Raw genomic sequence first — 18,794 nt, 5'->3', positions numbered from 1 at the left:
CGTGCTAACAGGAGGCATGATCGGAAAGCTCAAGGGCCTCATCGATTCGTATGGCGAGGACCATGTCATCGTCGACGTGCAGGGCGTCGGCTATGTCGTGCAGTGCTCCTCGCGCACGCTGCAGCGCCTGCCGAAGCCCGGCGAGGCGGCGGCACTGTCGATCGAGACCCATGTCCGCGAGGACGCGATCCGGCTCTACGGCTTCCTGTCGGATACCGAGCGCGACTGGTTCCGGCTGATGCAGATGGTGCAGGGCGTCGGCGCCAAGGTCGCGCTCGCCATCCTCTCGACGCTCGAGCCCGGTGCGCTCGCGACCGCGATCGCCAGCAACGACAAGGCGGCGGTGGCGCGCGCGCCGGGCGTCGGCCCCAAGCTCGCGCAGCGCATCTGCGCCGAGCTCAAGGACAAGGCGCCGGCCTTCGGCCATGTCGACCCGGCACTGGCGCAGCTCTCCGGCGCGCTGGAAGACAAAAGGCTGCCGCAGCCGGTGGCGGACGCCGTTTCGGCGCTGACCAATCTCGGCTATCCGCAGGCGCAGGCCGTGGCGGCGGTCGCGGCCGCCTCGCGCGAGGCCGGGGAGGGCGCCGGCACGGCGCAATTGATCCGGCTCGGCCTGAAGGAGCTGGCGAAATGAGGAAGGGACCGGCGGTGATCTTCCGCGAGATCGCCGACAAGACGGCGTTCCTTTTGCTGATGATGCGGCATTGGGGCTCGCATCGCATGATGATCGGCTCGAAGCTCTATGACTGCGCCGAACTGCCCTTGATGGGGATGTTCACGGCCGAGGGCGACCTGCTGGCTGTTGCGAGCTGGGCGCGTGACGGCGATATCGCGGTGCTGTGTGCGCTGCATTCGCTGAAGCCGGGCGAGGGCGCGGCCTCGCGCATGCTGGAGGCGGTGAAGGCCGCGGCGAAGGCGGCCGGCGCGCGCAAGCTCAGGGCGATGCTGACCAACGACAACATGCCGGCCCTGGTGTTCTACCAGAAGCACGGCTTCCGCTTCTCCGGCCTCTATATCGAGGCGATCGACGCCTATCGCGCGATGGTTCCGACGATCATCAAGACCGGCTACCAGGACATCCCGGTGCATGATGCGCTGGAGCTGGAGATCGAGTTGTGAGTGAGCCGAAGCGTCCCGGCCTGATGACGGCGGACAAGCGCGACGACGACAGCGACGCCTCGCTGCGGCCGCTGTCGCTCGCCGATTTCACCGGGCAGGCGGCGGCGCGCGCGAATCTTCAAGTTTTTATCAATGCCGCCAAAAGCCGCGGCGATGCGCTCGACCATGTCCTGTTCGTCGGCCCGCCCGGCCTCGGCAAGACGACTTTGGCGCAGATCGTGGCGCGCGAGCTCGGCGTCAGCTTCCGTTCGACCTCGGGGCCGGTGATCGCCAAGGCCGGCGATCTTGCGGCGCAGCTCACCAATCTCGAAGAGCGCGACGTGCTCTTCATCGACGAGATCCACCGCCTCAACCCGGCGGTAGAGGAGATCCTCTATCCGGCGATGGAGGACTACCAGCTCGACCTGATCATCGGCGAGGGGCCGGCGGCGCGCTCGGTCAAGATCGACCTGCCGAAGTTCACTTTGGTCGGCGCCACTACCCGCGCCGGCCTTTTGACGACGCCGCTGCGCGACCGCTTCGGCATTCCGATCCGCCTGCAGTTCTACACGGTCGAGGAATTGCAGGGCATCGTTGCGCGCGGGGCGCGGGTGCTTGGCGTGCCGATGTCTGACGACGGCGCCAACGAGATCGCGCGCCGGTCCCGCGGGACGCCGCGCATCGCCGGTCGGCTGCTGCGGCGCGTGCGCGACTTCGCCATCGTCGATGGCGATGCGATCGTCACCCGCAAGGTCGCCGACAAGGCGCTCGGCCTGCTCGATGTCGATGCGATCGGCCTCGACCAGATGGACCGGCGCTACCTGACGACGGTGGCGATCAATTTCGGTGGCGGCCCGGTCGGGATCGAGACCATCGCCGCCTCGCTCTCCGAGCCGCGCGACGCGATTGAGGAGATCATCGAGCCCTTCCTGCTGCAGCAGGGCTTCATCCAGCGAACGCCGCGCGGCCGCCTTTTGACCCCGCATGCCTTTAGGCATCTCGGCATGCCCGAGCCGAACCGGGAGGGCGCGCAGTTCGGCCTGTTCGGGGACGGGGACGAGGACTGAGGCCGCTCGATCGTGTTGCCCCGCATTTGGATGATGCGGCTCTCGCTCCGTCGTGTTGTCATCGAGGTCGATCAGGCGGTACCGGGAGAGACGATATGCGATCTGCGCTAGTGGCCACCGGCCTGATGCTGGTTACTGTGGCGGGCTTTGCCGCCGAACCCACGCCCGACGCCACGGTGCGCAAGGCCTATCAAGTCACGCAGAAGACCCTGGACGGCGGTGGCGAGCCGCCCTGGCGGCCGCCGCATCGCGATGCGCTGATGAGCAAGAGCCTGGCGGCGCTGTTCGCCCGCGACGATCGCTATCAGGACGAGAGCGGTGATATCGGCCATATTGGGGCCGATCCATTCATCCAGGGGCAGGACGGCGAGGTGAAAAACCTCAAGGTCACGGTCACGCAGGCGCCGGCCGGCGGCAAGGCGCTAGTGATCGCGAGCTTCCGCAGCTTCGGCAAGACGATGTCGGTGCCGTTCCGCATGGTCGAGGAAGGCGGCGGCTGGCGCATCGACGATATCGGAACGGGCAAGGACTCGGTCCGCCGTGGTCTGTCGCAGCCCTATGATTGTGGCTCGTTCATGGGCAAGCCCTGCAAGCGCTGACCACGGCTCAGTGCAGCGTGGCCTTGTGGCTGGGAGAGCCGGCCTTCTCGGCCGCTCGTCTCGGCACTGAAGCGCCGCTTCGTGCGCTGGCTTTCATAGGCTTCGACGCAGACCGGTCGCGGCTCGTTGCGTCCGCCTCCTTTTGCTCCCTCAACGCCCGGCGCGTCTTCTCGCGCTGGGTGGCTTGCTTCAGTTTGCGCATTGCTGTCTCCGTCTTGCTCTCTAGCGGAAACGGAGCGAGCCGCATGCGGTTCCGGCCGGCATTCCGGGTTGTTCGTGTGGGGCAGGCCGGTCTAATGATCGCCCGCCAACCTGCAGAAGGACGACCATGGCCGGCGCCCACGCGATCTCAGTCCGTGTCTATTACGAGGACACCGACTTCTCCGGCGTCGTCTACCACGCCTCCTATCTGCGCTTCATGGAGCGCGGCCGCACCGAATTGATCCGGGCGCTCGGCATCGAGCAGCGCGAGCTCTTCGACGGCGACGCGGCGCTCGGCTTCGCGGTCCGGCGCATGCTGATCGATTTCGTCAGGCCGGCGGTGATGGACGATCTCCTGACCATCGAGACCAGGCCGACGCTGGCGCGCGGCGCCACCATGGAGCTCGACCAGCGCATCCTGCGTGGCGAGGAGGTGCTGGTCACGGCACAGGTCAAGGTCGCCTGCGTCGGCGGCGGCAAGGCCCGGCGCATCCCGGTTGTGCTCAGGCATCGCCTCGGTATCGAAATCCTATGATCGCACCCGCCGCGGCTGGCATCGACGCTGGCGGATCGCCATGTTAGGGCCCGTAACATGAGCTGGAAACGCAACGAGCCCGAGCAGCCGCGGGGCTATCACCATGGCAATCTCAAGGAGGCGCTGGTGCGCGCCGCCCTCGGCCTGATCGGCGAGAAGGGGCCGAACGGCTTCACCTTCGCCGAGGCCGCGCGCATGGCCGGGGTCAGCCCGGCGGCGCCTTACCGGCACTATCGCGATCGTGATGAGCTGCTCGCCGATGTCGCGGTGCACGGCTTCGCCGCCTTCGAGGCGGCGCTCGCCAAGGCTTGGGATAATGGCAAGCCAGACGCCGAGACGGCGTTCCACCGGCTCGGACGGGCCTATCTCGCCTTCGCCCATGACCAGCCGGCCTTCTATTCGGCGATGTTCGAGGCGGGTGTTCCGCTCGACGCCAGCCCCGAATTACGCGCGGCCGCCGATCGCTCCTTCCAGCAATTGCGCCAAGCGGCCGAGACGCTGATCGCGGCGTTGCCGCAGGGCAAGCGGCCGCCGGCCCTGATGATGGCGCTGCATATCTGGGCGATGTCGCACGGCGTCGCCGCCCTGTTCGGCCGCGCCGATGCCGGCCGGCGACCGCTGCCGATGTCGGCTTCAGACCTGCTCGAAGCGGGAATGCTGATCTATCTCAAGGGCTTGGGCCTGCCGCCCGAGCAGGCGGGCTGATCTCCTTCTGAATTTTTTCATCCACCCGTCTTGAAGACCTTGGCGGTTGCGTCCAGATATGTGAATGTGATTTACATTCACACGGTCGGCGAGGGCCGATCGGGAGGTTGGCCGGCCGCGGCATCCGCCGCTGCCATTTGAGGTTCGAGAGGGATCGATGCCGATCGTCGCGAAGCTTGACGAATATGGAAAGGGAGCCTGGATCGCCTTCGCGGTGCTCGGCTTCATCATCTTCTGGCCGCTGGGTCTGGCGACCCTGGTCTTTCTTTTCTGGAGTGGACGCATGGGACATGGTTGCGGACCGGCTCGCTACGAGCACCGGATGAATCGCCTGCAGGACAAGATGGAGCGCCTGCGTGAGCGCATGGGCGGTGCCCAGCAATGGGGCAGCCGCGGCGGTTTCGGCGGCTGGGGCCGCGGCCCGTCCTCGAGCGGCAACCGCGCCTTCGACGAATACCGTGACGAGACGCTGCGTCGTCTCGAAGACGAGCAGCGCGAGTTCCATGACTTCCTTGGCCGGCTGCGCATGGCCAAGGACAAGGCCGAGTTCGACGAGTTCATGAACGAGCGCCGTCGCACCGGCGGCACGGATACTGTCGAAAGCGCCTGATCGCCCCTTTTCAGAGCTGACGACCGTCGGCGGCCCGCTTCCTCACGGAAGCGGGCCGTTGGCGTTTCAGGCGTCGATTTTGCGGTTCCGGAGATCATTTCAAGCCCGGCAGGTGCGCGCTCTCGCCAACCGCTGCACTCCAGCCGCATGGCCGTCATAACGCGAAATTAACCATACAGGCCCTTAACCTCGAAGCTGACTTAACGGGATCTCAGGCCCCTGGCGCACGGGAACATCGCCGTTTGGCCCATCTTTCGCCGAATTCAGCGGCAATTGGTGTCATCGGCATATCCCCGGAGCGCAGAAACGGGCGGCGGCGCGAGCTTCGCGGCGCGGAGAATTGGCTGCGCGGGGCCGGACTCGGTTTCGTGCTCGCCAGGTAGAAGGATGACAGGATGAACCCCGCCGTGGAGATCGCGCAGGCCGCGCCGCAGATCGACATGTCTTTCTGGTCGCTGTTCTGGCACGCCCATATCGTCGTCAAGCTGGTGATGATGGGCTTGCTGGCCGCCTCGATCTGGTGCTGGTCGATCATCATCGACAAGACCCTGCTCTACCGCCGCACGCGGCAGGACATGGACGCGTTCGAGGAGGTGTTCTGGTCGGGCCGCTCGCTGGAGGAGCTCTATCGCGACCTCGCCAACCGGCCGGTCAACGACATGGCGGCCGTCTTCGTCGCGGCGATGCGCGAGTGGAAGCGCTCCTTCGAGAATGGCGGGCGCTCGGTGGCGAGCCTGTCGGCGCGCATCGACAAGGTGCTCGACGTCACCATCCAGCGCGAGGCGGAGCGGCTCGAATCGAAGCTGCTCGTGCTCTCGACCATCGCTTCGGCTGCGCCCTTCATCGGCCTGTTCGGCACGGTCTGGGGCATCATGAACTCGTTCACCGCGATCGCGGTCTCGAAGAACTCCTCGCTCGCGGTTGTCGCCCCCGGCATCGCCGAGGCGCTGTTCGCCACGGCGATCGGCCTGTTCGCCGCGATCCCGGCGCTGATGGCCTACAACAAGCTGCAGGCCGAGGTCGCCAAGGCCCAGAACCGGCTCGAAGCCTTCGCCGACGAGTTCTCCGCGATCCTGTCGCGGCAGATCGACGAGCGCTTGGCTGCGTGAGGGCCTGAAGCATGGGCATGTCAGCCGCAGCCAGTCCCAAGGCCGGAGGGCGCCGTCGCCGGCCCCGTCGCCATGGTGCCATCGCCGAGATCAACATGACGCCGTTCATCGACGTCATGCTGGTGCTGCTGATCATCTTCATGGTCGCCGCGCCGCTGATTGCGACCGGCGTGCCGATCGACCTGCCGCAGACCGGCGCCAAGCCGATCAATGTCGATCAGAAGCCGATCACCATCGCCATCGACGAGAAGGGCCAGATCTTCCTGCAGGACCAGCCGACACTCGAACCCGATCTCGTGCAGAAGCTGCAAGGCCTCGCCAAGCAGGGCTTCGAGGACCGGATCTATGTGCGCGGCCATAAGCAGGTCGACTATGGCCGCGTCGCCTCGGTGATGGCGACGATCACCAGCGCTGGTTTCAAGCGGGTGGCGCTGGTCACCGAGCCGAATTCGCATTGAACGAGAAGGTGCCGTCGCGTTGATGGTTTCGCGCTCCGAACCCGGCTTGGCGGTTTCCGCCCTTGCCCACGCGACCGTTCTGGTCGCGGGGTTGCTGGCGTTTTCCGGCGTGGCGCCGTTGCCGGAACACCAGGAGGCGATCGCCGTCGAGGTGATCGACCCCTCGGCGCTGAATCAGGTGACCCGCGGCGAGCGCCAGGCCGAGAAGGTGCAGGAGCAGCCGCAGCAGCGCGCCGAGCGCCAGTCCGAGATCGTCGAGCGCAAGGAAGCGGGCGAGGCCAAGCAGGACACGCCGGCGCCGCCTTCGCGGCCGCCCGAGCTCAAGGTCGCCGACGACAACGTCGCGGCGCCGCTGCCGCCGGCGCGCCCGACCCCGAGGCCGACCCCGCCGGCCGAGCCGGTGAAGCAGCCGCCGCAGAAGTCCGAGCAGGCCGCCGCTCAGGAAGCCGAGCAGCGCCGCGAGGAGCTGGCGAAGCTCGCCGAGGAGGCCGAGCTCGAGCGCAAGGCCAAACAGGCCGAGCAGGAGGCCAAGGCTGCCGCCAAGGCGAAAGCCGAAGCCGAAGCGCAGGCCAAGGCCGAAGCGGCGAAGGCCGCCAAGCTGAAGGCCGAAGCGGAAGCCAAGGCGAAGGCCGAGGCGGAGCACAAAGCCAAGCTCGCCGCCGAGGCCAAGGCGAAGCGCGAGGCGGAAGCCAAGGCCAAGCGCGAGGCCGAGCTCGCCAAGAACTTCAACCCGAACGACATCGCGAAGCTGCTGCAGTCGAAGGAGCAGGCGCAGTCCTCGGGATCGAGCGCGCCGCAGATCAACCGCACCGCTTCGCTGGGCACCCAGACTGGATCCTCGCAGAAGCTCTCGCCCTCGCTCAGGGCGCAACTGATGGGCATCATCCAGGACCAGCTTCAGAAGTGCTGGAACGTGCCGATCGCGCTGCAGAGCGCGCCGAAGCCGGTGGTGCCGCAGGTGCGGATGAAGCTCAACACAGACGGCTCGCTGATCGGCCAGGCGAGCGTGACCAATTCTTCGCCGGACCCTCTGTTCAGGGTCGCGGCCGATTCGGCGCTGACGGCGACCCGCCGCTGCTCGCCGCTGCGCATTCCCGCGCAATTTGCCGCCTATTACGACGATTGGCGTGACGTCATCGTCAATTTCGACGCCAGGGACGTGCTGTGACCGCCATGGATCGCATTGATCATTCCACCCTTCGCCCGGCCGATATGGCCGCCGGGCCGACCCGCCGGCACGCGCTCGCGCTCGCTGGCGCGGGGCTGGCGCTGCCCGCTCTGCTGGCCACGCCGGCCCGGGCCGAGCTGGTGATCGACCTGCGCAAGGGCACCTTCCAGCCGATGCCGATCGCGGTCGCCGATTTCGCCGGCGAGGGCGGGGCGCTGGTCTCCGGCATCATCACCAACAACCTGAAGCGCTGCGGCTACTTCATCCCGATCGAGAAGGCGCGCCATCCCGAGAAGAACCCGCCCTTCGACGCCGCGCCCCAGTTCGAGGCCTGGAAGGCCGCCGGCGTGCAGGCGCTGGTGATCGGCCGGGTCTCGCGCGACGGTGGCCGGCTCCGGGCCGAATTCCGGCTCTGGGACGTCGTCGCCGGCCAGCAGATCGACGGCCAGCAATACTTCACCGATCCGAACAATTCCCGCCGCGTCGGCCACATCATCTCGGACGCCGTCTTCACCAAGATCACCGGCGTCGGCGGCTTCTTCGACACGCGCGTCGTCTTCGTCGATGAATCCGGCTCGAAGGAGGCAAGGCGCAAGCGCCTCGCCATCATGGACCAGGACGGCGCCAATGTGCGCTACCTGACCGGCGGCGAGACCTCGGTGGTGACGCCGCGCTATTCGCCGGTGGCGCAGGAAGTGACCTATATGGCGCAGCGCACCGGCGAGCAGCCGCGCGTGCATGTCCTCAACATCGAGACCGGCCAGCGCCAGGTCGTCGGCAATTTCCCCGACATGACGACGAGCCCGCGCTTCTCCCCGAACGGGGCGCGCATCGCGCTCAGCCTGCAGCAGGGCGGCAACGCCAATCTCTACGCGATCGACATCGGTTCGCGCACGACGCAGCGGCTGACCTCGACCTCGGCGATCGACACCTCACCGTCCTATTCGCCCGATGGATCGCAGATCGTCTTCGAGAGCGACCGCGGCGGCTCGCAGCAGCTCTACGTGATGGGGGCGGGCGGTGGCGAGGGCAAGCGCATCTCCTTCGGCCAGGGCTCCTATTCCCAGCCGTCCTGGTCGCCGCGCGGCGACCTGATCGCCTTCACCCGTCAGGGTGGCGGCACCTTCTCGATCGGCGTGATGAAGCCGGACGGCTCGGGCGAGCGCATCCTGACCGAGGGCTTCCACAACGAGGCGCCGAACTGGGCGCCGAACGGCCAGTACATCATGTTCTTCCGCGATCCGGGCGGACAGTCCGGCGGCAAATTGTACATGGTGGACATCACCGGCCGTGTCGAAGTGCCGGTGCCGACGCCGGCCTTCGCCTCCGATCCAACTTGGTCGCCGCTGCTGACGGCCGCGCGCTGAGCGGCAGCCTTCTTCCTGGTGTTCTCACGACTTCGCGAGAGTTGGGGCGGGGCCGTGCCTCGGACACTTTGGACGCCTAGCATCGTCGCGAGCGGGCTGCTCCCGGCCCGGCAGGAGCCGCAGGCGTGACGATGCAACCGGCCATCGATGATGAACCCGCCAGCGAGACAGAGGCTCGCCGGCCGCGCTGGGGGCTTCGAATCGCGCTCGGCATCGTCGCCGCGGTGCTGATCGGCTACTGGGCTTCCCCTTATCTGAGCGTGACGCGATTTGCGCTCGCGGCCAATGTCGGCGCAACCGAAGAGGTGCTGGCGCGGACCGATTTGCGGGCGCTGCGCGCATCCTTCGCGCGTCAGATCGTCCGGACCTATCTCGGGCGCCAGCCGCAAACGCGTTCGCTCGATCCGCTGGCGCGCCAGGTCGTCGGCAGCGTCGCCACCGGCTATGTCGATGCCATCATCGCCGAGCACCTGACGCCGCAGGCCATCGCGGCGCTGATCAGCGCGCGCGGGGCGAGGGCGCAGTCCGGGGCGCTGCTCGGCCAGGGTGTGACCTTGCCCCGCGCCGATCTGCAAGGCGTCTGGACACTGTTCGCAAACTCCGGTTTCGATGGTCTGGCGAGCTTCGCCGTCGGGGTTCCGGCCGGACCTGGCGCGGCGGAGGAGGAGCGCTATCGTCTCCGCTTCGGGCTGGCCGGCTTGCGCTGGGTGCTGCGGGCGATCGAACTGCCGCGATCGGCCTTGGAAAAACTCGCGGACGAACTGAAGTCCCGAGTAGACCTTGGTTCGTGATGCATTCGTGCAACAGCGACCGGAATGCCGCCCATTGCCACAATTGGTTAACCATAAGCCGCAATGCCGCCACTTCGCCTTGTTTTGGCAAGGTCTCGTTTAGGTTGACACTTCATTGATGGGGAACGCGTGACGCCGCCCGGCGCGCTCCGCGTCCGACATTCGGAGAGAATTGACATGCTCGCCTCCTTCGCTGCCAGCGCCCGCACCGTGCGCCTCGCCGCCGCCCTGATGGGCGCGCTCGCCCTCGGCGCCTGCGCCAAGGACCAGAATGCCGACGGCTTCGGCGCCGGCGGCGCCGCCACCCCCGGCAGCGCCCAGGACTTCGTCGTGAACGTCGGCGACCGCGTCTTCTTCGAGACCGACTCGACCGACCTGACCCCGACCGCAGTCGCCACCCTCGACAAGCAGTCGGCCTGGCTGCAGCGCTATCCGCGCTACACCTTCACCATCGAAGGCCATGCCGACGAGCGCGGCACGCGCGAGTACAACTATTCGCTCGGCGCCCGCCGCGCCCAGACGGTCCGCGACTACCTTGCCTCACGCGGCATCCCCGGCAACCGCATCCGCACCATCTCCTACGGCAAGGAGCGGCCGGTCGCGGTCTGCAACGACATCTCCTGCTGGTCGCAGAACCGCCGCGCCGTGACGGTTCTCGACGGGGCCGGCGGCGTCTGATCCGGACAGCGCGACAACAGCTTGACGGGGCCGGCGCTTACCGCAAGGAAAGCGCCGGCTTTTCCATATTTTGGCCGTGGTATTCGCGTGTGATAACGTCAGTCCCCGAGGCGATGCGGTTTGCCTGATATGAGCTTTGCGACGATTTCGATTCCGGGCCGGAAGCGGCTCTCGCTGCGGCATGCCCTGCTTGCCGGTTTTTCACTGCTGGCGATCGGCCTGACCCAGCCTGCCGCGGCGCAGGATGCGGCCGATCTCGTGGTGCGCACGAGCCGGCTCGAGAATCAGCTGCGTCAGCTTTCCGGCCAGATCGAGCAATTGCAGTTCGAGAACCGCCGCCTGACCGAGCAGCTGCGCAAATTCCAGGAGGACGTCGACTTCCGCCTCTCCGAGCGCGGCGGTCAGCGTGGCGGCGCGGCTCCGGCGCCGCAAGCTACTCGCCCTGCCAGTCCACCGCCGCAGCAGCCGGGGCGCGAGCGCCGTGGCGACGCCTTCGACCCTGCCGCTCAGCCGGGGGCTGCTGGCGGGCCGCGCCAGCTCGGCCAGATCATCGACGAGGAATTCGCCGGGGACCAGGGGCAGGGGCCGATGGACCTGTCCCGCGTCGGCCGTCCCGTGCCGGATGGCGCCCTCCCGCCAGCGACGCGCGGCCCGAGTGTCGCAGCGACCGGGCAGGCAGGCAGTCCGCGCGAACTCTACGACCTCGCCTACGCCCATGTGCTGCGCAAGGAATACGAGCGCGCCGAGATGAGCTTCCGCGAGTTCCTGCAGAGCTATCCGCGCGATCGCCTGGCGGCCGACGCCACGTTCTGGCTCGGCGAGAGCTATTTCCAGCGTCGGCGCTATCGCGAGGCGGCCGAGCAATTCCTGAAGATCTCGCGCGACTTTCCGAAGGCCGGCAAGGGCGCCGACAGCCTGCTCAAGCTCGGCATGTCCCTGAACGGGCTCGGCGCGCGCGACCAGGCTTGCGCCACCTACGCCAAGGTCGGCGTCGACTATCCCGCCGCCTCCAATGCGGTGCGCCAGGGTGTCGAGCGCGAGCAGCGGCGCGCCCGCTGCGCTTGAGCGCAGAGCTTGCCCAGCCACACCAAGCCGAGCCGCTGACGGCAGCGGAAGCCGCTGGCCTGTTCTGCCCGCTCGCGGGCGAGGACGTGCTGCTCGTCGCGGTATCCGGCGGGCCGGATTCGGTCGCTCTCCTGGCGCTTCTGGCCGAATGGGCCGGTCATGACCGACCGCGGCTCCTGGCGGTCACCGTCGATCACGGCCTGCGTCTCGAGGCGGCACAGGAGGCGCGCCAGGTCGGCAGGCTCTGTGCCCGGCTGGGTGTGGAGCATCGCACCAGGCGCTGGCCCGGAAACAAGCCGCAGACCGGCCTGCAGGAGAAGGCGCGGATCGCGCGCTATGCCTTGCTGGCCGAGGAGGCGAAGGCTTTCGGCGCCAGGACGATCGTCACCGCCCACACCAGCGACGACCAGGCCGAGACCCTGTTGATGCGCATGGCTGCCGGTTCGGGCCTCGCTGGTCTTGCGGGCATGGCGCCGCGCAGCGCCGTAAACGGGATCGAGTTGGCAAGACCGCTGCTCGGAATTGGGAAAGCCCGGCTCGTCGCGACCTGCGAGGCGCGCAGGCTCCCCTTCGTGCGCGATCCGTCCAATGACGATCCGCGCTTCACCCGCGTCCGCTGGCGCCTGCTGCTACCAGAGCTGGCCGAGGCCGGGTTGACCGCGGTGCGCCTCGGTCAGCTCGCAGGCCGGATGGCGCGGGCCGACGAGGCGCTGGACCGGATCGCAGCCCGCGCCCTGGCTGCTGTGCCGGCGGGCGGCGAAGCCGGACAACGCTGGTTCGATTTCGCCCGTCTTTGCCAGGAGCCGGATGAGATCGTCATCCGGGGCCTGGCTCTGGCCCTCGCCGCGGCGCAGGACAGCGATACGCAAGCGCAGGCGCCGCTGCGTCTGGCGCGGCTCGAGGATTGCGCGCAGGCGCTGATCGTCGCGGCGCGCGAGGGCAAGGCAGTCCGGCGCACGCTCGGCGGCTTCCGCCTGTCGCTCGCCAGCGGCGGCGTTTTGACGCTCGCGCGCGAGGCGGCGAGGCGGCGAGGCGTTCACCCTGCGACGGTATAGCCCTAAGAAGGGCCAGGCTTCCCTTGGCAAGGGGGCATGGCGGCCCTAGATTAGACAGCGAAAATCATGAGGCTCGCGCGGCAAACCCGCCGGCGAGCGGATCGGAACCCTAATGAATCCGAACTTCCGCAATTTCGCCCTCTGGGTGGTGATCTTCCTGCTGGTTCTGGCGCTGGTCACCTTGTTCCAGAGCCCGAGCCAGCGCGCCAGCACCAACGAGATCCCCTACAGCCAGCTGATCAACGAGTCCGAGGCCGGCCGCATCGCCAATGTGGTGGTCGCAGGCCAGGAGATTTCCGGCACCTTCTCGGATGGGCGCAGCTTCGTCACCTATGCGCCCTATGGCGACCCGGCGCTGCTGAAGACGCTGGCTCAGAAGGGCGTACAGGTCTCGGCCCGCGCTCCGTCCGAGGGCACGCCCTGGTTCATGGCGCTGCTGGTCAATTCGCTTCCCTTCGTGATCTTCATCGGCCTGTGGATCTTCATGTCCCGCCAGATGCAGAACGGCGCCGGACGGGCGATGGGCTTCGGCAAGTCGAAGGCGAAGCTCCTCACCGAGGCGCATGGCCGCGTCACCTTCGAGGACGTCGCCGGCATCGACGAGGCCAAGGAAGACCTGCAGGAGATCGTCGAGTTCCTGCGCGATCCGCAGAAGTTCCAGCGCCTGGGCGGCCGCATCCCGCGCGGCGTGCTGCTCGTCGGCCCTCCGGGTACCGGTAAGACGCTGACCGCGCGCGCCGTCGCCGGCGAGGCGAACGTGCCGTTCTTCACCATTTCCGGCTCCGATTTCGTCGAGATGTTCGTCGGCGTCGGCGCCAGCCGCGTGCGCGACATGTTTGAGCAGGCCAAGAAGAACGCGCCCTGCATCATCTTCATTGACGAGATCGACGCGGTCGGCCGCCATCGCGGCGCCGGCCTCGGCGGCGGCAATGACGAGCGTGAGCAGACGCTGAACCAGCTGCTGGTCGAGATGGATGGTTTCGAGCCGAACGAGGGCGTGATCATCATCGCCGCGACCAACCGGCCGGACGTGCTCGACCCCGCGTTGCTGCGCCCCGGCCGCTTCGACCGCCAGATCGTCGTGCCGAATCCGGACGTCGCCGGCCGCGAGAAGATCCTGCGCGTGCATGTGCGCAAGGTCCCGCTCGCGCCGGATGTCGATCTCAAGGTGCTGGCCCGCGGCACGCCCGGCTTCTCCGGCGCCGACCTGATGAACCTCGTTAACGAGGCCGCCCTGCTGGCCGCCCGCCGCGGCAAGCGCATGGTGACGCACCTTGAGTTCGAGGACGCCAAGGACAAGGTCATGATGGGCGCTGAGCGCAAGTCGATGGCGATGTCCGAGGAGGAGAAGAAGCTGACCGCCTATCACGAGGCGGGCCATGCCATCGTCGGCCTCTACGTGCCGGCCGGCATCCCCGTCCACAAGGCGACGATCATCCCGCGCGGCCGTGCGCTGGGCATGGTCAAGTTCCTGCCCGAGGGGGACCGCTATTCGATGAAGTTCAAGGAGTTCACCTCGCAGCTCGCGGTCGCCATGGGCGGGCGCGTCGCCGAGGAGATCACCTTCGGCAAGGAGAACATCACCTCCGGCGCCACCGGCGACATCCAGCAGGCGACCAAGATGGCCAAGGCCATGGTCACCCAGATGGGCTATTCCGACGAGCTCGGTCTGGTCGCCTATGGCGACCAGCAGGAGGAGGTCTTCCTCGGCATGTCGATGGGCCGGACGCAGAACCTCTCCGAGGCGACCGCGCAGAAGATCGACAGCGAAGTGCGCCGGCTGGTCCATCAGGGCTATGTCGACGCCAAGGAGATCCTCAGCAAGCACCATGACGAGTTCGTTGCGGTGGCCGAGGCGCTGCTCGAATACGAGACGCTGACCGGTGACGAGATCCGCGACCTGATCGCCGGCAAGCGCCCCGCGCGCGACGACGCCGATACGCCGCACGCGCCGCGCGGCTCGGCAGTGCCGAGCGCCGGCAAGGGCCGCAAGCGCGACGAGCCCGATGCCGGGCTGGAGCCTCAGCCGCAGGCCTGAGCAGCAGCGGCACGAGGGTCGAGACGATCGAGGGCGGCCTTATGGCCGCCCTTTCTCTTGCCGTTTCCCCCACAATCCACCGCGCAGAGGACATACCCCTGCTTGACGGATACGGTTCGACACAATTTGTGAGAAGCTGAGCGGGCGAAGAGCCTGTATGAGCTGACAAAACAACGGATCGGACAAAGGCTCCGAGGACCCACCTGATGACGCGCAAATATTTCGGCACCGACGGCATCCGCGGGCGAGCCAACGGCATCATCACGCCCGACCTGGCGCTTCGGGTGGGGCAGGCGACTGGCATCGCTTTTCGCCGCGGCGACCACCGCCATCGGGTGGTGATCGGCAAGGACACCAGGCTGTCCGGTTACATGATCGAGAACGCGCTGGTCGCCGGCTTCACCTCGGTCGGCATGGATGTGCTGCTGCTCGGCCCGATGCCGACGCCGGCGGTAGCGATGCTGACCCGCTCGATGCGCGCCGATCTCGGCGTGATGATCTCGGCCTCGCACAACCCCTACGAGGACAATGGCATCAAGCTGTTCGGCCCCGATGGCTACAAGCTCAACGACGAGCTCGAGGCCGAGATCACCCGGCTGATCGATTCCGATCTCGGCAAGCAGCTCTCGCCCTCGGCGCTGCTCGGCCGGGCCAAGCGCATCGAAAGCGCTCATGCCCGCTATATCGAGTTCGCCAAGCGCACGCTGCCGCGCAATCTCGGTCTGGACGGCCTGCGCATCGTGCTCGACTGCGCCAATGGCGCTGCCTACAAGGTCGCGCCCGAGGCGCTGTGGGAGCTCGGCGCCGAGGTCATCACCATTGGTGACGAGCCCGATGGCTTCAACATCAACAAGGATGTCGGCTCGACCCGGCCGGAGGCGCTGTCGAGCAAGGTGCGCGAATTGCGCGCCGATCTTGGTATCGCGCTCGACGGCGATGCCGACCGGGTGTTGATCGTCGACGAGCATGGCCAGATCGTCGATGGCGACCAGCTCATGGGCGTGATCGCGCGCAGCTGGCAGGAAGACGGGCGGCTTTCGGCGCCGGGCATCGTCGCGACCGTGATGTCAAATCTTGGCCTGGAGCGATATCTGGCCGGTCTCGGCTTGTCGCTGGCCCGCACCGCGGTCGGCGACCGCTATGTGCTGGAGCATATGCGCGCCAACGGCTTCAATCTCGGCGGCGAGCAGTCCGGCCACATCATTCTCTCCGACTACGGCACCACCGGCGACGGGCTGGTCGCGGCCCTGCAACTGCTCGCCGTGGTCAAGCGGCAGGAGAAGCCGGTCTCCGAAGTCTGCCACTGCTTCGAGCCGCTGCCGCAGATCCTCAAGAACGTCCGCTACAAGCAGGGCCGTCCTTTGGAGGAAAAGCCGGTCGTCAGCGCGATCAAGGCGGCCGAGCAGCTGCTGGGCGAGAGCGGGCGGCTGGTGATCCGTCCTTCCGGCACCGAGCCGGTGATCCGCGTCATGGCCGAGGGCGACGACCGCGATCTCGTCATGCGGGCCGTCGACGACGTGGTCGAGGCGGTGACCAAGGCGGCCGCCTGAACGCGCTCCGCCGCATCTGCATCGCTGTTTCGGCCAGGCCGTGACCGGCAAGGCATGCCGTTTTCAGAACGGGCGATGGTTTGGACGATAGACTTCGCAGGATTGTGCGCCGTCAGCGTCCAGGCAGCTGTTTACGGATCGATAGGGTTAGTTTTTAGGGTTAAGTCTCGTTTAAGAAATCCATGGCAGGGTTTCCCCATCGGTAACTCGCGTGCGCTTTGAGTCCGGCTGCGCGCAAACTCGAAGGGATCTGCCATGGGCAGCCTGAAAACCCTTGCGCTCGCAGGCGCCATGGCCGTGAGCGCGTCCGCCATTGCCAGCGCCGCAGACTTTCCGGTTGCCCAGCCGATGGCCCCGCCGCCGCCGCCGGAGCTGCGCGGCACGATCTCCTCGGGCATCTATCTGCGCGGCGATATCGGCGTCGGCGTCACCAATTACGGCGACTACAACCAAGCGGACATCACCCAGTTCGGCGGAGTCTTCGTCACCAAAGAGGACAGATCGAACTCCTACTTCGCCGGCGTTGGTGTCGGCTATCGCTTCAACAACTGGTTCCGCGTGGACGGCACGCTGGAGTATCGCGGCGGCGCCACGATCGGCGCGACCGACGTGGTCTTCAACCCCTTCATCGGCGGCAACCAGTCCAACACCTACAAGGGCAACCTTTCGTCGATGGTCGCCCTGTTCAACGCTTACGTCGATCTGGGTACCTGGAACTGCCTGACGCCCTATATCGGTGCCGGTATCGGCTATGCGACCAACCGCATCAGCGGCCTGACCGACCAGGGGCTGCAATATACCGGGGGCGGCACGCTCGGCACGGCAGGTAATGGCGACAAGTCCGGAATGGCCTGGGCGCTGATGGCAGGCGTCGGCTACGAGGTGAACAAGAACCTCACACTCGAAGTGGGCTACCGCTATCTCAATCTCGGCGATGCTCATTCGGGCCGCATCCGCAACGCCTTCCTGAACGAGAGCTATGCGCCGCTGAAGGTCAAGGACATCGACAGCCACGATTTCCGCATCGGCATGCGCTGGAACTTCGGCGATCCCGATTGCTGCGGCCCGAAGGAACAGCCGATCTACGCGCCGGCCCCGGTCGTCCGCAAGTACTGACCAGTCCGACAGTCCAAAAAGTAGCCGCGCGAGCCACGCTCGCGCGGCTTTTCTTTTGGAGTCGTGCTGGCGATTGACATACTCCCATGGAGTATCCTAGCTCTATGGCATGACGCGCCATGCCGCATAGCCCCGACGAGAAGAAGCGTGCCGTCGCCCGCCTGCGCCGCATCAAGGGCCAGGCGGAGGCGCTGGAGCGCGCGGTCGAAGCGGGCGTGGATTGCAGCGCGCTGCTGCAGCAGATCGCCGCCTTGCGCGGGGCGGCCAACGGATTGATGGCCGAGGTTCTGGAAAGCCATCTGCGCGAGACCTTCGGTCTTGCGCTGGGACACGGACGTCAAGGCGAGGAAGAGGCCGGGTTCGTGCCCGGAGCCGAACTCGACGGAATCATACGGATGCTGCGAACCTATCTGAAATAGGCGCGGGCAACGCTCTGAAGGAGGATGCTGAGATGAAGACACGTGCCGCCGTGGCCTGGGAGGCCGGCAAGCCGCTGACGATCGAGACCATCGAGATCGGCGGGCCGAAGGCCGGCGAGGTGCTGGTCGAGGTGATGGCGACCGGCATCTGCCATACCGACGCCTATACGCTCTCGGGCATGGACTCCGAGGGCAAGTTCCCGGCGATCCTTGGTCATGAGGGCGCCGGCATCGTGCGCGAGGTCGGCGCCGGCGTGACGACGCTCAAAGCCGGCGACCACGTCATCCCGCTCTACACGCCGGAATGCCGCAGCTGTAAATCCTGCCTGTCGCGCCGGACCAATCTGTGCACCTCGATCCGCGCGACGCAGGGGCAGGGGCTCATGCCCGATGGCACCTCGCGCTTCTCCTGCGACAGAGGTGAGGTCTTCCACTATATGGGCTGCTCGACCTTCGCGAACTTCACTGTGCTGCCGGAAATCGCCCTCGCCAAGGTCCGCGAGGACGCGCCCTTCGACAAGATCTGCTATATCGGCTGCGGCGTGACCACCGGCATCGGCGCGGTGATCTATACCGCCAAGGTCTGGCCCGGCGCGAATGTCGTCGTCTTCGGCCTCGGCGGCATCGGCCTCAACGTCATCCAGGGCGCCCGCATGGTCGGGGCCGACAAGATCATCGGCGTCGACATCAACCCGGCCAAGCGGGCCATGGCCGAAAAATTCGGCATGACCGACTTCATCAACCCGGCCGAGATCGGCAACGACAAGGTGGTGCAGGCGATCGTCGACCTGACCGGCGGCGGCGCCGACTTCTCCTTCGACGCCACCGGCAACACCAATGTGATGCGCCAGGCGCTGGAGTGCTGCCATCGCGGCTGGGGCGAGTCGATCATCATCGGCGTCGCCGAGGCCGGCAAGGAGATCGCGACCCGCCCGTTCCAGCTCGTCACCGGCCGCGTCTGGAAGGGCACCGCCTTCGGCGGGGCACGCGGGCGCACCGACGTGCCGAAGATCGTCGACTGGTACATGGAGGGTAAGATCAACATCGACGACCTGATCACCCACAAGCTCTCGCTCGACGAGATCAATCACGGCTTCGACCTGATGCATGAGGGCAAGTCGATCCGCTCTGTCGTGGTCTACTGAGCTGCGGCATCGTCCTTCGG

The 18,794-nt window shown here is 67.0% G+C and carries 20 protein-coding genes; all 20 read left to right on the top strand.

What is annotated here, in order from left to right:
- The first annotated feature begins 16 nt into the window (after nt 1–16).
- Entirely contained in the window at nt 17–634 is a 618-nt protein-coding gene (gene ruvA, locus BMZ69_RS08450) for a Holliday junction branch migration protein RuvA (RefSeq protein WP_092156116.1), read from the top strand.
- Nucleotides 631–1,119, top strand: a complete 489-nt coding sequence (locus BMZ69_RS08445) for a GNAT family N-acetyltransferase (protein ID WP_092156115.1) — start codon at nt 631–633, stop codon at nt 1,117–1,119. The genes ruvA and BMZ69_RS08445 overlap by 4 nt, the downstream gene beginning before the upstream one ends.
- A gap of 23 nt (nt 1,120–1,142) precedes the next feature.
- Nucleotides 1,143–2,165 (top strand): Holliday junction branch migration DNA helicase RuvB, encoded by a 1,023-nt coding sequence (gene ruvB, locus BMZ69_RS08440; RefSeq protein ID WP_092156161.1) that lies wholly within the window; start codon nt 1,143–1,145, stop codon nt 2,163–2,165.
- 95 nt (nt 2,166–2,260) lie between these two features.
- Complete coding sequence (locus tag BMZ69_RS08435; RefSeq protein ID WP_092156114.1) at nt 2,261–2,764, top strand: DUF3828 domain-containing protein; 504 nt, start codon at nt 2,261–2,263, stop codon at nt 2,762–2,764.
- Nucleotides 2,765–3,092: 328 nt separating this feature from the next.
- Nucleotides 3,093–3,500 carry a tol-pal system-associated acyl-CoA thioesterase gene (gene ybgC / locus BMZ69_RS08430; protein WP_092156113.1) on the top strand — a complete coding sequence of 136 codons (408 nt, stop codon included), beginning with the start codon at nt 3,093–3,095 and terminating at the stop codon, nt 3,498–3,500.
- Between the two features lie 57 nt (nt 3,501–3,557).
- Nucleotides 3,558–4,205: a TetR/AcrR family transcriptional regulator gene (locus tag BMZ69_RS08425; RefSeq protein ID WP_092156112.1), complete on the top strand. Its 648-nt coding sequence runs from the start codon at nt 3,558–3,560 to the stop codon at nt 4,203–4,205.
- A gap of 157 nt (nt 4,206–4,362) precedes the next feature.
- On the top strand, nt 4,363–4,815 hold the full coding sequence (locus BMZ69_RS08420) for a DUF2852 domain-containing protein (protein ID WP_092156111.1): 453 nt from the start codon (nt 4,363–4,365) through the stop codon (nt 4,813–4,815).
- Nucleotides 4,816–5,210: 395 nt separating this feature from the next.
- Nucleotides 5,211–5,924 carry a protein TolQ gene (gene tolQ / locus BMZ69_RS08415; protein ID WP_092156110.1) on the top strand — a complete coding sequence of 238 codons (714 nt, stop codon included), beginning with the start codon at nt 5,211–5,213 and terminating at the stop codon, nt 5,922–5,924.
- An 11-nt stretch (nt 5,925–5,935) separates the two neighbouring features.
- Nucleotides 5,936–6,382, top strand: a complete 447-nt coding sequence (gene tolR, locus BMZ69_RS08410; RefSeq protein ID WP_092156109.1) for a protein TolR — start codon at nt 5,936–5,938, stop codon at nt 6,380–6,382.
- A 46-nt stretch (nt 6,383–6,428) separates the two neighbouring features.
- Nucleotides 6,429–7,550, top strand: a complete 1,122-nt coding sequence (gene tolA / locus BMZ69_RS08405; protein ID WP_175506721.1) for a cell envelope integrity protein TolA — start codon at nt 6,429–6,431, stop codon at nt 7,548–7,550.
- A gap of 44 nt (nt 7,551–7,594) precedes the next feature.
- A complete protein-coding gene (gene tolB, locus BMZ69_RS08400) occupies nt 7,595–8,917 on the top strand; it encodes a Tol-Pal system beta propeller repeat protein TolB (RefSeq protein ID WP_092156107.1) in 1,323 nt (440 codons plus the stop codon).
- A gap of 131 nt (nt 8,918–9,048) precedes the next feature.
- On the top strand, nt 9,049–9,708 hold the full coding sequence (locus tag BMZ69_RS08395; RefSeq protein ID WP_092156106.1) for a DUF2939 domain-containing protein: 660 nt from the start codon (nt 9,049–9,051) through the stop codon (nt 9,706–9,708).
- A gap of 177 nt (nt 9,709–9,885) precedes the next feature.
- Complete coding sequence (gene pal, locus BMZ69_RS08390; protein ID WP_092156105.1) at nt 9,886–10,386, top strand: peptidoglycan-associated lipoprotein Pal; 501 nt, start codon at nt 9,886–9,888, stop codon at nt 10,384–10,386.
- Between the two features lie 129 nt (nt 10,387–10,515).
- Complete coding sequence (gene ybgF / locus BMZ69_RS08385) at nt 10,516–11,451, top strand: tol-pal system protein YbgF (RefSeq protein WP_092156104.1); 936 nt, start codon at nt 10,516–10,518, stop codon at nt 11,449–11,451.
- On the top strand, nt 11,448–12,506 hold the full coding sequence (gene tilS, locus BMZ69_RS08380; protein WP_092156103.1) for a tRNA lysidine(34) synthetase TilS: 1,059 nt from the start codon (nt 11,448–11,450) through the stop codon (nt 12,504–12,506). Before ybgF ends, tilS begins: the two co-directional genes overlap by 4 nt.
- Nucleotides 12,507–12,618: 112 nt before the next feature.
- Nucleotides 12,619–14,544 carry an ATP-dependent zinc metalloprotease FtsH gene (gene ftsH, locus BMZ69_RS08375; RefSeq protein WP_092156102.1) on the top strand — a complete coding sequence of 642 codons (1,926 nt, stop codon included), beginning with the start codon at nt 12,619–12,621 and terminating at the stop codon, nt 14,542–14,544.
- A 206-nt stretch (nt 14,545–14,750) separates the two neighbouring features.
- Nucleotides 14,751–16,094: a phosphoglucosamine mutase gene (gene glmM, locus BMZ69_RS08370; protein ID WP_092156101.1), complete on the top strand. Its 1,344-nt coding sequence runs from the start codon at nt 14,751–14,753 to the stop codon at nt 16,092–16,094.
- A 255-nt stretch (nt 16,095–16,349) separates the two neighbouring features.
- Nucleotides 16,350–17,210 (top strand): outer membrane protein, encoded by an 861-nt coding sequence (locus tag BMZ69_RS08365; protein ID WP_092156100.1) that lies wholly within the window; start codon nt 16,350–16,352, stop codon nt 17,208–17,210.
- Nucleotides 17,211–17,329: 119 nt separating this feature from the next.
- Entirely contained in the window at nt 17,330–17,629 is a 300-nt protein-coding gene (locus tag BMZ69_RS08360) for a metal/formaldehyde-sensitive transcriptional repressor (protein WP_092156099.1), read from the top strand.
- Nucleotides 17,630–17,661: 32 nt separating this feature from the next.
- On the top strand, nt 17,662–18,774 hold the full coding sequence (locus BMZ69_RS08355; RefSeq protein ID WP_092156098.1) for an S-(hydroxymethyl)glutathione dehydrogenase/class III alcohol dehydrogenase: 1,113 nt from the start codon (nt 17,662–17,664) through the stop codon (nt 18,772–18,774).
- Nucleotides 18,775–18,794 lie beyond the last annotated feature (20 nt).

This window comes from Allobosea sp. CRIB-10, from assembly GCF_900112185.1.
In the GTDB taxonomy this organism is placed as follows: domain Bacteria; phylum Pseudomonadota; class Alphaproteobacteria; order Rhizobiales; family Beijerinckiaceae; genus Allobosea.
Note: the sequence above shows the minus strand (reverse complement) of the source record. Positions and strands in the feature narration are given on the sequence as shown.